Source organism: Deinococcus sedimenti, assembly GCF_014648135.1.
GTDB lineage: Bacteria > Deinococcota > Deinococci > Deinococcales > Deinococcaceae > Deinococcus > Deinococcus sedimenti.
In genome coordinates, this window is record NZ_BMQN01000004.1 from 49,597 (window position 1) to 65,089 (window position 15,493).

Annotated in this window: 12 protein-coding genes; 6 read left to right on the plus strand and 6 right to left on the minus strand. The window is 71.6% G+C overall.

The window, feature by feature from the left end:
- Window positions 1-33 precede the first annotated feature (33 nt).
- Window positions 34-993, minus strand: coding sequence for a metallophosphoesterase family protein (locus IEY69_RS10850; RefSeq protein ID WP_189073177.1), 960 nt, complete (start codon window positions 991-993; stop codon window positions 34-36).
- A gap of 71 nt (window positions 994-1,064) precedes the next feature.
- Here IEY69_RS10850 and IEY69_RS10855 point away from each other — a divergent pair, with 71 nt between their 5' ends.
- From IEY69_RS10855 to IEY69_RS10865, 3 genes are read left to right on the plus strand one after another with little or no spacing between them, the layout of a single operon-like run.
- Window positions 1,065-1,319, plus strand: coding sequence for a hypothetical protein (locus IEY69_RS10855; protein ID WP_189073178.1), 255 nt, complete (start codon window positions 1,065-1,067; stop codon window positions 1,317-1,319).
- A 24-nt stretch (window positions 1,320-1,343) separates the two neighbouring features.
- Window positions 1,344-1,718 (plus strand): MmcQ/YjbR family DNA-binding protein, encoded by a 375-nt coding sequence (locus IEY69_RS10860; protein ID WP_308425460.1) that lies wholly within the window; start codon window positions 1,344-1,346, stop codon window positions 1,716-1,718.
- Window positions 1,715-2,299 carry a hypothetical protein gene (locus IEY69_RS10865; RefSeq protein ID WP_189073179.1) on the plus strand — a complete coding sequence of 195 codons (585 nt, stop codon included), beginning with the start codon at window positions 1,715-1,717 and terminating at the stop codon, window positions 2,297-2,299. The genes IEY69_RS10860 and IEY69_RS10865 overlap by 4 nt, the downstream gene beginning before the upstream one ends.
- Window positions 2,300-2,346: 47 nt before the next feature.
- On the opposite strand, the gene IEY69_RS10870 is transcribed toward IEY69_RS10865, so the two are convergent.
- Together IEY69_RS10870 and IEY69_RS10875 are read right to left on the minus strand one after the other, a co-directional pair.
- A complete protein-coding gene (locus IEY69_RS10870) occupies window positions 2,347-3,378 on the minus strand; it encodes a carbohydrate kinase family protein (RefSeq protein ID WP_189073180.1) in 1,032 nt (343 codons plus the stop codon).
- Window positions 3,375-4,019, minus strand: coding sequence for a hypothetical protein (locus IEY69_RS10875; RefSeq protein WP_229783873.1), 645 nt, complete (start codon window positions 4,017-4,019; stop codon window positions 3,375-3,377). The genes IEY69_RS10870 and IEY69_RS10875 overlap by 4 nt, the downstream gene beginning before the upstream one ends.
- Before the next feature lie 76 nt (window positions 4,020-4,095).
- On the opposite strand from IEY69_RS10875, the gene IEY69_RS10880 reads away from it, so the two are divergent.
- The gene (locus tag IEY69_RS10880) at window positions 4,096-5,442 is read left to right on the plus strand and encodes an MFS transporter (protein WP_189073182.1); all 1,347 of its coding nucleotides are present in this window, start codon (window positions 4,096-4,098) and stop codon (window positions 5,440-5,442) included.
- 64 nt (window positions 5,443-5,506) lie between these two features.
- Here the strand turns inward: IEY69_RS10880 and IEY69_RS10885 are convergent, their stop codons facing one another.
- The gene (locus IEY69_RS10885; RefSeq protein ID WP_189073183.1) at window positions 5,507-6,550 is read right to left on the minus strand and encodes an extracellular catalytic domain type 1 short-chain-length polyhydroxyalkanoate depolymerase; all 1,044 of its coding nucleotides are present in this window, start codon (window positions 6,548-6,550) and stop codon (window positions 5,507-5,509) included.
- A gap of 190 nt (window positions 6,551-6,740) precedes the next feature.
- Between IEY69_RS10885 and IEY69_RS10890 the strand changes: the two genes are divergently transcribed.
- Both IEY69_RS10890 and IEY69_RS10895 read left to right on the plus strand, forming a co-directional pair.
- Window positions 6,741-7,145 carry a hypothetical protein gene (locus IEY69_RS10890; RefSeq protein WP_229783874.1) on the plus strand — a complete coding sequence of 135 codons (405 nt, stop codon included), beginning with the start codon at window positions 6,741-6,743 and terminating at the stop codon, window positions 7,143-7,145.
- Window positions 7,146-7,147: 2 nt separating this feature from the next.
- Window positions 7,148-12,094 (plus strand): DUF5724 domain-containing protein, encoded by a 4,947-nt coding sequence (locus tag IEY69_RS10895; protein WP_189073184.1) that lies wholly within the window; start codon window positions 7,148-7,150, stop codon window positions 12,092-12,094.
- Window positions 12,095-12,152: 58 nt separating this feature from the next.
- Here IEY69_RS10895 and alaS read toward each other — a convergent pair whose 3' ends face one another.
- Window positions 12,153-14,828, minus strand: coding sequence for an alanine--tRNA ligase (gene alaS, locus IEY69_RS10900; RefSeq protein WP_189073185.1), 2,676 nt, complete (start codon window positions 14,826-14,828; stop codon window positions 12,153-12,155).
- 173 nt (window positions 14,829-15,001) lie between these two features.
- Complete coding sequence (locus IEY69_RS10905) at window positions 15,002-15,244, minus strand: hypothetical protein (protein WP_189073186.1); 243 nt, start codon at window positions 15,242-15,244, stop codon at window positions 15,002-15,004.
- Window positions 15,245-15,493: the final 249 nt, after the last annotated feature.

Below are 15,493 nucleotides of genomic sequence, written 5' to 3' on the forward strand. Positions count from 1 at the left end.
GCGCGGCCCCCGGCGCTCTTTACACCCGGCGGGTCAGCGGCGGAAGTCGTCCACGCGTGTCAGCGGACCGCCGAGCCCGTCCAGCCGGGCCGGCAGGGTGGCGGTCGTCACCGGTTGCCCGGTCGCGGCGTCCACCGTCTCGAGGGTGGCGCGGTCCTGCGCGGGCCACACGGTCAGCAGCGTGACCGTGCTGCGCGCCGGGCCCGGGTGCCCCACGTACGCCCGGCCGCCGATCCCCCCGGCGGACAGGACGTTCAGGCGACCCAGGCGCGCCGGGTAGTACGCCGCGTGATGCCCGTGCACGTACGCCAGCACGCCCCCCACCTCCAGGACCTGCCGCAACGCGCCCGGGTCGCGCAGGACCTCGCCGGGGCGGTTCTTCTCGGCACTCACCCCGGCCAGCGGCAGGTGCCCCACGACCAGCCGCGCGCCCGCCCCCCGCGCGGCCGGGGAGGCGAGCTGCGCGGCCAGCCACGCCCGCTGCCCGGCCGACACGTCCGGCCCGGCGGCGTCCAGCGACGCGACGAACACCGCGCCGCCCCCCAGCGTGACACTGAACCGGAACGGGAAATCCGCGCGGTCCACGAACGCCAGGTCCGGGACGTGCGCGGTCCAGTACGCGGCCGCCTCGCGGCGGTCACGGGGACTGCGGGGACTGGCGTCATGGTTGCCCAGCGTGAACGCGAACGGAATGCCCGCCCGGGCCAGCGGTGCGCGCACGTCCCGCTCGAACGCCGCCCACATGGCCCGCACCTGCGCGTCACTCAGGCTGGCCTTCTGCCCGCCGATCAGGTCGCCAGGAGAGAGAACCGCCTCCGGCTTCCACTCGTTCACGATCCGCGCCACGCTGCGCGTCAGCGGCGCAGGGTAGGAGGTGCTGCCGTAGGGCCCGTTGAAATCCCCCAGGATTGCCAGCCGCACCGGGCGGTCCGCCACCACGGGCACGGGGGACGCCGAGAGCAGCAGCGGCAGCAGGAACACGAGACGGCGCATGGGCTGCAGTTCATCACGGCACCTTGAGCAAACCATCAGCCGCCCCACGCTGCGCCGCGCCACGCTGAGACATGACCCCGGACGACACGCTGCCCGTCAACCCCACCCTGGCCCCCCACACGCCGCCCAGCACGCCGGACACCCCCGCCGAGCAGGGACCCATGCCGGACCACCTCCCGGACGCCCCGCCTGTTCCGGTCCCCAGCACCGACGGCCTGAGCGCGCAGGAGGTCACTACCCTGATCGGCGGCGGCGACGCCAGCCGCGCCGAGGCGAACGAGGCGCTCGCCAGCGCCGAGGGACTGGGCGACCCCAGCGAGAGCTGAACGGCGCCCCGCTAGGCTGGAGGCGTGCCCCTGACCACCGTCGCCGACCTGCGCGCCCACTGCGCCGCGCTGCCGCACTCACGCGAGACGTTTCCGTTCGACGCGACGACCCTGGTGTTCAAGGTCGGCCCCACGGACGCCGGGAAGATGTACGCCCTGACCGACGTGCAGGCCGACCCGCTGACCGTGTCCGTCAAGGTCCGGCCCGAGCGGGGCGACGAACTGCGCGCCGCGCACGAGGCGATCACCCCCGGCCACCACCTGAACAAACGCCACTGGGTGACCGTGACCCTCGACGTCCGCGTGCCCGACGACCTGATCCGCGACCTGATCACCGGCAGTCACGCGCTGGTCGCGGGCGGCCTGACCCGCGCGCAGCGACAGGACCTGGGCCTGTGACGGCCCGCCCACCCCCCCGTCCAGGCCCGGACCGCGCGACCACCCTGCTCAGCCGCCCACGCCTGCTGCGGCGTCTGGGCATGACCGGCCTGTGGCTAGCGGCGCTGCTCACGCTGGGCGCGTGGCTGGGCGTCTGGGCCGTGCTGTCCCCGGCGCGGACGACCCTGCACGGCGCGCAGGTGAGCCTCGCGCAGTTGGACGCCCGGCTGGCCCGCACGCAGGAGACCCTCGCGCCGCTGGACGTCCTGGCCCGCCCCGAGGCGCTCGACGCCGCCCGCACCCTGGAAACCCTCAGCGAGGCCGCGCGCACCGTGCCGCTGCTGACCACCCTGTTCCCGGACGGCGCGCTGACCCGCAGCGCCGACGCCGCCCGCGACTGGCGCGCCGCCCTGGAAGACCGCGCCGCGTGGCCCGCCCTGGACGCCACCCGCGCGCAGGTCCAGGCGTGGCAGACGCAGCTGCAGACACTGAAAGACCGCCTGACGCTGCTGACCGTGGGCGGCGCGGTCCTCCTGACCCTGATGTGCGCGTGGTTCGCCGCGGGACAGCTCGCGCTGATCCGCCTGAGCCGCCCGGACTGACCGCAGCGCTCAGGGGCGTGCCGCTGGCCCCACCCACCGGAGTCATCTCATTTCCGCGCATCCGCAGAGGTGCCAGATGCGCGTCCATCGCCTGAACCCGGTCTGCCCCTCTGCCACGCAGCGTTGCGGGTCCGGTCGCCCCGCATCCTTCGACACATTGCCGTCCTGCATCCAACTGTCCCCGGCGGTCCTCCCGCCAGTGCCCGCACCTCGGGTTCCGTGGCGTGACCCTCGCCACTGCCCGCGCCGCGCAGCTTCAGCGCGGCCGCCGCGCAGGCCAGCCGCAGCGCCTCCTGCGGGGGCAGGCCGCGCGTGAACAGGAAGTGCGCGAAGGCCGCCGCCAGCGCGTCCCCCGCGCCGCCCGCGTGCCGCACGGGAACCGGGAAGGGCGGCTGGTGGTGCACCCCGCCCGTGTCCCGTGTCCACAGCAGCGCGCCGCCTCCGCCCAGCCCGGCCACGATCACGTCCGCGCGGGCCCGCGCCCCCAGCGCCCGCAGGGCCGCCGCCGGGTCAGGCAGGCGCGCGGCGCTCAGCAGCAGCACGTCCGCCGCGCGCAGGTACGGCTGATCGTACGAGTGATCCGGCGCGGTCAGCTCCTGCACGTCCGTCAGGATCGGCACGCCCGCCGCGCGGGCCGCGGGCAGCAGGTCCCGCGTCCAGCCGACGTTCGTCATCAGCGTCGCGCGGCACGCGGGCAGCGCCGCCCGGAAGGCGTCGTGCGGGGCGGGGGCGTCCGCGTGATCCTTCGGGTCGCGGTGAAAGACGTGCGTGCCGTCGGGGCGGGTCACGGCGAGCGTCTGCGCGGTGGCCCGCGCGGGCACCACCCGCAGGTCGTGCGCGCGCAGTTCGGCCCGGACCGTCCGCCCGGCCACGTCGTCGCCCAAACGCGTCAACAGCCGCGCCGCGCTGCCCAGCGCCACGAGGCCCCGCAGCAGGTTCACGCCCACACCACTCACGTTCAGGCTCAGCCCGTCCGGCAGGACGCTCCCCGCCGCGTCCAGCGCCGGGGTGTCCAGCCGCAGCACCGTCTCGACATTCGCGTGTCCACACACTAGCAGGGGCGCGCCCCCGGCGGTCACGGCGCTGCCCCCGGTGCCTCCCCCGGCACCTCTCCGGGCGGGTCCACCGGCCGGTCGAGCGGCACGAGGTCCAGCAGCAGCCCGTACCGCCGCGCGCCCCGCTTCAGCCGGTACCGGTCGTGCAGGGCCAGCAGTTCCCCGGCGAAGGCCTCCGCGTCGGCCGGATCGAGGAACAGCGACGCGTCCCGCAGGCGGATCAGCAGCTCCCGCGCCGGGTTCCGCCGCGGCGCGAGATCGAACGCCCACTCCAGGTTCCCCCGCGCCGTCAGGTACACCCGCACCGCGTCCAGGTCCGGCAGCGGATCGTGGCGGGCGGCCGCGGCCCGCACCTCCTCCTCCCACGAGTGCCCGGCCGTCAGGCGCGCCAGGTCCGCCGTGCCCAGCAGCGCCGCCGGAATCACGAACGAGCGGCTGACCGCGCGGTACACCCGGACTGGGCGGCCCCGGCGGGGCTCCACCCGCACGACCTCCAGCAGGCCCGCCCGGCACCACTGCGTGACGCGGTAGTGCAGCGCCCCGAGCGGCACCCCCAGCTCACGGGCGGCGCGGGCGATGGTCGTCTCCTCACGCAGGAACGGCTTGAGCAGCTGCGCGGGACCCGGCAGGAGCATCGCCGCCGCCTGCGGGTCGGTCAGTTCCACCCATTCTCGAGTCGGGGACACCCTCTACTCTACGCGCCCCCTGTGCCCTGAAGTAGACCCCTCCTACCGTGAACGCATGGCACCCTTGACCGGTCTACGCGGCTACACCGTCATCTGGACGGGACAGTTCTTCAGTTCCCTGGGCGCGGGCATGACGACCTTCGCGCTGGCCCTGTGGCTGTGGGAGGAAACCCACCGCGCCACGGCCTTCTCGCTGCTGACCGTCGTGACGTTCGCCCCGCTGATCGTCCTGACGCCCCTCGTGGGCGCCCTGGTGGACCGCTGGAATGGGCACCTGAAGCGGGTGATGATGATCGGCGACGCCGCCCGACTCCTGACCAGCGTCCTGCTGCTCGCGCTGCTGCTGGGCGGGCACCTCTCACCGGGATGGCTGTACGCGGTCGTGTTGCTGGAAGCCGTGACCGGCGCGTTCCAGTGGCCTGCCGACTCGGCTGCCACGACCGTCATGCTCCGCCCCGAGGACTACGCCCGCGCGGGCGGCATCCAGACTGCCGTCACGTCCCTGAGCGCCGTGCTCGCCCCACCCCTGGGCGCGCTGCTGTACCACAGCGTGGGCCTCAGCGGCCTCGTGACGCTGGACCTGCTGGGCGGCGCGCTGGCCCTGACCAGCCTGCTGCTCGTGCGCGTCCCGAACCCGCCCGTCAGTGACGCGGGCCGCGCCAGCCGCTCGAACCTCTGGCGGGAATCCCTGTACGGCTTCCGGTTCATCCTGGCGCACCCGGCCCTGCTGACCCTGCAACTCGTGTTCCTGTTCGGGAACCTCCTGAACGGCCTGACGTTCACGCTCCAGACCCCCCTGATCCTGGCGCGCAGCGGCGAGTCGGGCGGCGCGGCCGCGCTGGCCGCCGTGCAGATGGCGGCCGGACTCAGCGGCGTCGCCTCGGGCCTGATCATCGCCGCGTGGGGCGGCCCGAAACGCCGCCTGCACGGCGTGCTGATCGGCTGGGCCGTCAGCTTCGGCACGCTGCTGCTGCTCGGCGCGGGCCCCAGCCTGCCGTTCTGGATGCTGGCCGCCGTGATCGGCGCGTTCAGCGCCCCCCTGACCAACAGCAGCAACCAGGCGCTCTGGCAGACCCGCACGCCCGCCGACATTCAGGGCAAGGTGTTCGCCGCGCGGCGCGTGATCGCCATGCTGGCCCTGCCCGCCGCGGCGTTCGCGGCCGGGCCCCTCGCCGACCGCGTCCTGACCCCCGCCACCGCCCCCGGCGGGACCCTGGCGGGCGTGGCCGACGCCCTCGTCCCGGCGGGCGGCGCGGGCATCGCGCTGCTGTACCTGCTGGTGGGCGTGACCGGCGTGACCGTCATGCTGGCCATGTTCACCGTGCCGCGCCTGCGCGCCGTGGAACACCCCGCGCCAGACGAGCCGACGGACGAGCCGACGCGGGCGGCACCCACCCCCTGACCCGGCTGGAGGGGCGGGCCACCGCCTGCACCGGGTCGGGTGCGCCACGCCGGTCGTCCGGCGGTCAGAAGCCAAAGAAGTTCAGGATGAGGGTGCTGGCGTCGGGCGCGCAGGGGTCGGTGTACGATCCGGCGCTGCTCCCGCCGGGCCACGCGTGCCCCAGGCCCGTGACCGAGTAGCGTTGCAGGCGCGTGGTGCCGCCTGCGGTGCGGTAGTCGAAGCGGGTGTAGGCGCGGCAGGCGGTGCCGCCCACGGTGGCGTCGGGCGTGTCGTCCGGGTCGCCGTTGTCGGTGCCGTCGGCGAGGTCGTTCGCCTGCGCCCACTGCGTGAGGATCTGCGTAGCATTCACGGGGTTCACGGTCGGGTCAGCGCTGCCCTGGAAGACCAGGGCGGGCATGGCGCGGCGGCGGCTGCCCATCTCGGTGGCGCAGGCAGTACCGCGCCCGTTGGGGTCGTAGATGCTGCCGTAGGTCATGGCGTTCAGGCCGCCCGCCGCGGTGGTGGCACCCTGGTACATGACGCCCGCGACGCTGGCCACGCCGCGGATCAGGTCGGGGTACGTGCAGCCCATGATGTTCGCCATGGCCGCCCCGGCGGACAGGCCCGCGACGGCCACGCGGGCGCTGTCCACGGCGTAGTTGCTTTTCACCCAGCCGATCATCCCGGCGATGACGGCGGGTTCGCCCGCGCCGCGGGACTGGTTGCTCGTGCTGAACCAGTTCCAGCAGTCGCTGCTGTTGTAGAGGGTGCCCTGTTCGGGGTACAGCACCAGGAAGCCCCGCGTGTCGGCCAGGGTGTTCATGCGGGTGCCGGCGGCGAAGTCGTATCCGTCCTGCAGGCAGCCGTGCAGCATGACCATCAGGGGGCGGGGCGAGCCCGCAAACCCGGCGGGGACCCACAGGCGGTAGAAGCGCGCGCCGTACGCGCTGCTGTACGTGCCGCTGACCCACGTGCCGGTCGCCTGCGCGTGCAGGGCCGGGCCAGCGGGGGGCTGGGAGGCCTGGGTGGGCGTGGCGGGCGGCGCGCAGGCGGCGAGCAGGCCCGGGAGCAGTAGGCCGGTCAGGCGGGGAGCCGGGTGTGAACGGGCGGGGGCGCGGGCTGGACGCATGGGGTGACCTCCGGTAGGGCTGGGTTGTGGGACTGTCCCAGGGTAGGGGAGGGGTGTCACGCCGGAGGAACAGCGGGTGAAAACCCGCCGATCAATTACGCCCTTTACATAACGAGCCGGGCGGGGTAGAGTCGAACGTGACAACCGCACCATTCCCCCTCCGCCCCACTCCACGGGAGGTCAACCCCGCATGATCGTCGAAACGAAACTCCTGGGCCGCCGCACGCCCTTCGAACGCCGCCCCATCCCCCTCACCGGCAGCGCCCACACCCTCGAACAGCTCCTGACCGCGCTGGTCGAACACGAACTCGCCGCGTACGACCAGCGGCAGGCCGGCGTGGGCGTCCTGCGCGTCCTGACCGAACGCGAACTGGAGGACGCCGCCCTGACCGGCCGCGTGGCCCTCAGCCCGCAGGACCGCGCCGCGACCGTCACGCCCGAGGACGCTGCCCGCACTGCCCTGACCGCCTTCCGCGACGGGCTGTACTACGTGTTCCTCGACGACGAGCAACTGACCGACCTCTCGGCCCCCGTCACCCTGCGCCCGGACAGCACCCTGCTCCTGCTGCGCCTGACCGCCCTGGCAGGCGGCTGACCATGGACATTCAGGAGCACCTGCGGACCTTCCAGCAGCCCTGGAAGCCCAGCTTCGACGAGCGCCTCGCCGCGCTGCCCCAGCCGTGGCTCACGCTGATTGGGGCGCACGTGAAGGGCAGCCGCGACCAGCAGGAACGCGAACGCCTGCACGAAACCCTGGTGGACGCCCTGCACACCAGCACCCCGGCCGATCGCGAAGCCCTGGCGGCTGTGTTCTTCCCGCACTTCCCGGCGCTGGCGGCCCGCACGCTGGACGCCCTGCTGACCCGCCACCCGTACCCGCTGGGCTACGCCCGCCGCGCCTTCCGCGCGCCCGGCCACCGGCTGGCCGCCGCGCACGCCACGCACTGGCTGTGGCAGGCGTGGCACACCACCCGCGACTACCCGCAACCCGCCTCGTGGTTCGCGGTGCACGCGGGCCTCCTGAACCCCTGGGAATCCCAGGGCCTGGGCCTGCTGCTCGGGCAGGCGATCAGCGACGGGGACGAGGAGGTCTACCAGATCCTGCGGGACACGGCGGGCACGCAGCACCCGGTCGCCCGCATGGGCCGCCACGTGCCCCTGGCCCTGCTGAGCAGCACCAGAGAGGACGCCTGGACGCTCGCCGAGGGCCTGCTACTCGCCGCGCAGCGCCAGGAGGGCCTGCGGCAGGTGATCCTCGAAACCGTGGACGAGGCCAGCGCGGACGCCTTCACCCGCATGCTGCGCCTGATCCTCGGCGAGGACCTGCTGCGCTTCGCCGCCACCCTGCGCGCCGCGTGCGTGTGGTTCGGGCTGAACTACGACGTGACCGACCTGAAGGTCGTCCGGGCGCACCTCAGCCGCACGCTGACCTTCCTGGAAGAACCTGAGGCCGCGCGCCGCGCCGTGCAGGACGGCGAGGGAGTGGACGCGTACCTCGCGCTGTTCACGCTGGGCATGCGGGACGCCGTGCAGGCCGCCGACCTCGCACGCACGGTCCTGACTGACACCGACCCGGCCCGCCGCATGGCCGCCGCGCAGTACCTGACGGCTGCCGAGCTGCTGACCGACGACGACCGCCGCGCGCTGCTGACCGACGCCGACCTGCGCCTCGCCGCGCTGGCGGGAAGCACCGTGAACCGCTGGGCCAGCACCCAGCGGTTCACCTTCGAGGAGTTCGAGGCGTACGCCCTGCGCCTCCCGGACAGCGCCCGGCACGACCCGCTGCTGTTCCCCTGGCTGGGCCACGTCCCCGCCCGCGCGGACGCCCTCGACGCCCTTCCCGCCCTGCGCAGCGAGCGGCCCTTCACGGCCCTGACCCCGCACCTGGGTGGGCTGAGCGCGTACGGTAAGACCTCGTTGCTGCGCAGCCTAAAGGACCACGCGGCGGCGCACCCGCTGGACGCACCCACCCGCGCGCTGCTCCTGACGCTGCTGCAGGACCGCAACAGCAGCGTGTCGCAGGAGGCCGTGACCGTCATGGCCCACTTCACGCCCGACCCCGCCGAGGTCGAGGTGGTGCACACGCTCCTGAAACGCAAGAGTGCCGACCTGCGCCGCGGCCTGATCCGCCTGCTCGCCAGCGACGCCCCGCAGGCGCAGCGGAGCGCCGCCGCCCTGCTGAGCGGCCCGAACACCGAGCAGCGGCAGGCGGGCCTGCAACTCCTGATCGAAACCGGGGGCACGTCGCCCGCCGAGTTCAGCGCGAAGAACGTCACCGAGGCGACCCTGCTGGCCCGCCTGACCGAACCCGCCGCGCAGCTGACCCTCGCCGACGGCCTGGGCCTGTTCGACCCCACGCGCCTCACCCACCCTGAGGCCCCGCAGCCCCGGGAGCGCGACTACCCGGCGGACGTGGCGCGGGGCGCGGCGCTGTTGCGCGACCTGGACGCCCTGCTCGTCGCGAACCGCGAGACGCCGCTGACCGGCCCCGGTTGGGACGGCCAGGAGACGCAGCTGCTCGGCAACGTCCGCCCCTGGCAGCTCCGCCCGGGCCGGAGCGGACAGCCCATGCCGCTGTGGGACGTCTGGACCGGCTGGTGGCAGGGTCGCCCGGACGCGCAGGACGGCGACCTGACCCGGCTGCACTGGGCGCTGAACCACTTCGTGAACCGCACGCAGACCACCGACGCGGAACTTCAGGACGAGCTGGACGGCAGCGGGGCGCAGGCCGCCGCGCCCGACACTGCCGCACTTGATGCGGCCGCACTCGATGCGGCCGTGCTAGACCTGCTGGGCCTCGATCAGGAAGGGCTGGACGACCTGCTCGCCGACGCCGACGCGGACGACCTCGCCGAGCATCAGGCGGCCCGCAGCGCCGCCGAGATCCGGCAGGACCTGCTGCGCCGCACCCTGCACCGCACGCTGGGACCGCTGGTCACCCTGCGGCTGGAGCACCCGGACCTGGCGCGCGTGATCGTGGACGCCCTGCACGGCGCGCACGCCACGCCCCTGGACACGGACCTCGCCCTGGACGCCTGGGAGACCGCGCTGGTCCACCTGCCGCGCGACGTGCAGATGCAGACCGACCCGCTGCGTTCCTGGTGGCAGGAGGACCCCCGCGACCTGCTGAACCCGGTCATGCCGCAGGGCGACTGGCGCGCCTGGACGCCCGCGCAGCAGCGGCGCTTCTGGAACTTGCACCTGCACCGGGGCGCGGGCTACCCGAACCTGCCCCGCCAGCGGGTGAACACGCCGCTGCTGCTGCACGCATACGCGCAGGGCTGGGCGACCACCGACGACCTGCTGGACACACTGATCGGCCCACGCCCGGAACGCGGCCGGCACTCCTACGGGCACGATTTCGGTGACCTGGGCACCTACACCCGCCGCACCCTGAAACCCGAGTGGCCCACCCACCCGGACTGGGAGGCCGCCGTGAACCGCGTCCGCGACCGGGTGCTGGAGGTCGAGCTGGCCCGCGGTGACCTGGAAACGCCCGCCACCGCCCCCGCGCTGGCCCTGAGCAGCGTCCACGGCGCGGACCTGACCCTGCGCCTGCTGGCCGGGCTGGGCAAGAACCCCCTGAAGCGCGGCTACCAGGGCCACAACGAGAGCCGCGACGTGACGTTCAGCCACCTGATCCGCGTGGCGTTCCCGCAGGCAGGGGACACGCCCGAGTCCTTCCGCACGCAGGCCGCCGCGCTGGGCCTCCCGGACGCCCGCCTGCTGGACCTCGCCATGTTCGCGCCGCAGTGGGCGCCCCTGGTCGCGGACGCGCTGGGCTGGCGCGGCCTGAGAGACGGCGTGTACTGGCTGCACGCCCACACCCGCGACAGCAACTGGAGCGTCCCGCAGGACGTCCGCGACGCCTGGGAGGCCGAGATCGGCGAGCGCACACCCCTGAACCCCGCCGACCTGACCGAGGGCGCCGTGGACGTCGCGTGGTTCCGCCAGACCTTCAAAGCACTCGGCGGGGCGAGGTTCAGCGCGCTGCTGGACGCCGCCAAGTACGCCTCCTCAAGCGGCGGACACAAACGCGCCGAGACGTACGCCCGCGCCATCCTCGGCGAACTGCAGGAGGGCGACCTGACCGCCCGCATCACCGAGAAACGCAACCAGGACGCCGTGCGCGCCCTGGGCCTGCTGCCCCTCGCCCGCGCGAAGGGGAAGGCCGCGCGGGAACTGGAGGGCCGCTACCGCCTCATCAGCGACTTCCGCACGGGGGCGCGGCAGTTCGGGGCGCAGCGGCAGGCGAGTGAACGCCGCGCCGCCGACATCGGGCTGCACAACCTCGCGCGCAGCGCCGGGTACGCCGACCCGCAGCGCCTGATGTGGGCCATGGAAGCCCGCACCGCCCCCGACTGGACGCAGACCGTGACAGAGGGCGACCTCCGCGTCGGCATTCACCTCAGCCCGGACGGCGAGGCCAGCCTGACCGTCACCCGCGGCGACAAGGTCCTGAAGGCCCTGCCGCCCGCGCTGAAGAAACGCCCGGACGTGCAGGCCCTCCAGGCCGCCGCGAAGGAACTGAGCGCCACGAGAAAGCGCATGCGCGCCGCGCTGGAGGACACCATGATCCGCGGTGACCACCTCCAGCCGCAGGAACTCACGGACCTCGCCGCGCATCCCGTCATCGCGCCCATGCTGCGCAGCCTCGTGTGGGTGCTGAACGAAACGCACCTCGGCTGGTGGACCGGCGACACCCTCGACACGCCCGCCGGGCCGCAGCCCATCGGCGAGCACGCGCTGCGCCTCGCCCACCCGCACGACCTCTTCACCAGCGGCCACTGGCCCACCTTCCAGGCGCAGGTTATGGACCGCCAGCTCACGCAGCCGTTCAAGCAGGTGTTCCGCGAGTACTACCCCCTCACTGCGGCCGAACAAGGCGCGCGGCGCGTCACCCGCTACGCCGACCAGCACGTCCAGCCCGGCAAGGCCGCCGCCCTGCTGAAAACGCGCGGCTGGATCACCGTCCCCGAGGAAGGCGTCCGCAAGACCTGGCACGCCGAGGGCATCAACGTCTGGCTCGACACCAGCGTCGGCTACGGCACACCCAACGAGGTAGAGGGCACCCCGGTCAACGCCGCGTACTTCATCCGCCGCGACGCCACCGAACCCATGCCGCTTTTGGAGGTGCCGCCCCGCCTCCTGAGCGAGACGCTGCGCGACCTCGACCTGATCGTCTCCGTCGCCCACGTCGGCGGCGTCGACCCCGAAGCCACCCAGAGCACCACCGAGATGCGCGCCGCCCTGCTGCGTGAAACCCTGCGCCTCCTCAAACTGACCAACGTCCGCATCCAGAACGACCACGCCCTGATCGACGGGCACCACGCCCGCTACACCCTGCACCTCGGCAGCGGCACCGTCCACCGCCAGCCCGGCGGGTACCTGTGCATCATCCCCGTCCACAACCAGCACCAGGGCCGCATCTTCCTGCCCTTCGCCGACCCCGACCCCCGCACCGCCGAAGTGATCAGCAAGGCCCTCCTGCTCGCCCAGGACCGCCAGATCCAGGACCCCACCATCCTCGAACAACTCCGCTGACCCGACAGGGAAGAGGCGGGCGCATCACGCTCCCGCCTCTCCTGCTGTGCTGTTCAGTTCAGAACGCGGTGTCCAGCGCGCCCAGCGCGGCGTCGGCGTCGGTCACGCCTGCCTGGGCCATGTCGGGGCGGCCGCCGCCCTTGCCGCCACCCGCCGCGGCGAGCTTCCCGATCAGCTGCCCGGCGTGCGCGCCGCGCCTCACGGCGTCCTTCGTGGCCTTCACGACGAGGCCCTTCTCGCCCGCGACGACGACCATGTCCGCGCCGCTCTGGTCGAGGAGCTTGTCGGCCGCGCCGCGCAGCTCGTTGCCTTCCAGACCCGCGAGTTTCAGCGCCGCGACCTTGAAGCCGCCCAGCTCGCGCGTCTGCGCCGTGCCCCCCGTGCCGCCGCCCATCTGCGCCTCGGCCAGCTGCCGCTTGACCGCCGCGACATCCTTCTCGGCGGCTTTCAACTGCGACTGGAGGCCGCTCACGCGGGCTTCCAGGCCGTCCACGCCCGTATTCAGGAGGCTGGCGACCTTCGCGGCGGCGTTCAGACGCTCGCGCACCCACGCGGTCGCGGCGTCCCCGGCGAGCGCCTCGATGCGGCGCACCCCGGCCGCCACGTTCTCATCCCCGAGGATCACGAACGCGCCGATGTCCCCGGTGCGGCGCACGTGCGCCCCGCCGCACAGTTCCATGCTGCTCACGGGCTGCCCGGCGTACTCCACGCTGCCGCCCACGCGCACGACGCGCACAGTCTCGCCGTACTTCTCGCCGAACAGCGCGGTCGCGCCCGCCGCCTTCGCCTCGGCGATGGGCATCTCCTGCCACGTCACGGGGAAGTTCGCACTCACCCAGCGGCTCACGAGCAGTTCCACCGCCGCGATCTCCTGCGCCGTCAGGGCCGAGCCGTGCGAGAAGTCGAACCGCAGGCGATCCGGGGCGACCAGCGACCCCTTCTGCGCCACGCCGTCCCCCAGCACCGCCCGCAGCGCCGCGTGCAGCAGGTGCGTCGCCGTGTGATGCCGCTCGGTCGCGCGCCGCTCACCGGACACCACGCCGCGCACGCTGACGCCCTCGCGCAGCTCGCCCTGCTCGACCAGCACGTCATGCAGGAACACGCCCTGCGGCGTCTTGCGGGTGTCACGCACCACGCCCGAGCCGCCCTCCCACTCCAGGCGGCCCGTGTCGCCCACCTCACCGCCACCCTCGGCGTAGAACGGCGTGCGGGACAGCACCACCGTCGCCTCCGACCCGGCCGTCAGGTGACTCAGGCGCTCGCCCGCGCCCACCAGCGCCACCACGTCCGCGTCCACGCTCAGCTCGTCATAGCCGACGAACTCCGTGCGGGGCAGACCCTCCAGCGCCTCCTGATTCCCGCCGAACAGTTCACTCTTGCCGTACTTGCTGCCCGCGCGCGCGAGGTTCTGCGCGTTCTCCAGGCTCTCCGCGTACCCGGCCTCGTCCACGCTGACCCCGTACTCCTCAGCGATCTCCAGCGTCAGATCCACCGGGAAACCGTACGTGTCGTACAGCACGAACGCATCCTGACCGGACAACACCGCGCCGCGCTCCATGCCCGACAGCAACCCACCCAGACGCTGAATGCCGCCCTCCAGCGTCTTCAGGAAACGCTCCTCCTCCGCCTTCACGGACGCCTCCACCTTCACCTGATTGTCCCGCAGTTCGGGGTACGCGCCGCCCATGCCCTCGACCACCAGCGGCACGAGCTGGAACAGCGTCGGCTCGCGGAAACCCAGCAGGTACCCATGCCGGATCGCGCGGCGCATGATCTTACGCAGCGTGTACCCCCGCCCCGTGTTGTTAAAAGCTGTGCCGTCCGCCAGCACCATGCTCGCACTCCGAATATGCTCAGCCACCACGCGGTGAGACACGCTCTGCGGGCCCTCGTACGCCTGCCCGCTCAGCTCCGCCACCCGCGCCACGATCGGCGCGAACACGTCGTTGGAGTAGAAGTCGTACACGTCCTGCACCACCGTCGCAATCCGCTCTAGACCCATACCCGTATCGATGTTCTTGAACGGCAGATCCCGCAGCACCGGCGTGCCATCCGGCAGAGGCTCCTGCCGGTCAAACTGCGGAAACACGCAGTTCCAGATTTCCAGGAAACGGGCACTCTCACGCGTCTCCGCGTAGTCCGCCCAGGAGTCGTCCCCGTACTTCGGGCCGCGATCATAGAAGATCTCACTGCACGGCCCGCACGGCCCGTTCGGCCCTTCTTTAGGAGCGTCCGCCGGCCAGAAGTTCTCATCCGCCCCGAACCGCAGGATACGCTCGGGCGGCAGACCGTTCTCCTCCGTCCAGATGGCGAAGGCTTCCTCGTCATCCTGATAGATGGTCGCGTACAGGCGCGACTTGTCCAGCCCCATCCACTCCGGGCTGGTCAGGAACTCCCACGCCCAGGTCAGCGCCTCCCGCTTGAAGTAATCCCCGAACGAGAAGTTCCCCAGCATCTCCAGCAGCGAGCAGTGCCGCAGCGTACGCCCCACATTCTCGATGTCCCCGATCCGCAGGCACTTCTGCGCCGTCGTGACCCGTTTACTCGCCACGCCATCAAACACAGCGGGCGCGCCCATGAACTGATCCTTGAACGGCTGCATGCCCGCCACCGTGAACAGCGTCGTCGGATCCGGCGCGACCGTGCTGTAACTCGGCAACCGCAGGTGCCCCTTCCCCTCGAAGAACTGCAGGTACTTCTCCCGAATCTGCGCCGTCGTCAGCGAAACCGTCATAACGCAAAGTCTAGCGCGCCCACCCAGACCCCACACCCCGCCACGCGGACGGCATCAGCACAGGCCAACCAGCCTACCCAGACAGCCAAACGCGCCCAGGCAGGACGCCCAGGCGCAAGCAAGAGGATTTCAGGCGCTCAGAATGTGAATGATTGGCAGTATGACCTTTAAAATCATCTTGATGGTGGATATTGCGTTTTTGGTATAATGCCGAATTCTATACGGCCTTTTTCTGGCTTAATACTTTGGTCTGGAGAGCTTCGAATGTAAGCTACCATTTGAATTCCGGAGGATTTGAATTCTTTTATTACTGCATAATCTACTGCTTTGGTGTCGACAAGCGCGTTTGCGGCGAAAAGGTCGGTCTTGATATCGAGATCCTTTAAGCCATAAAATTTATAGAACTGGTCGACCATTTTGCAATCGTTCGGATTGGGGCCATACAATAGGCTCCCTTCGCCAAGGAGTATGCTATATCTGTTGGGATATTTTTTGTTATTATTAATGAATAACAGCGTATTTTTCGTGATACTCTGATTTTTGATTTTGTATTTGTATATTCCATCTGAGATGCCCACATTTATGCATTTATAGGTTGTGCAAAATGCGCTTGTAGCTATAGATTTGTCAGTTGATGATCCGGAGCTTGAGCAAGAAATCATGAA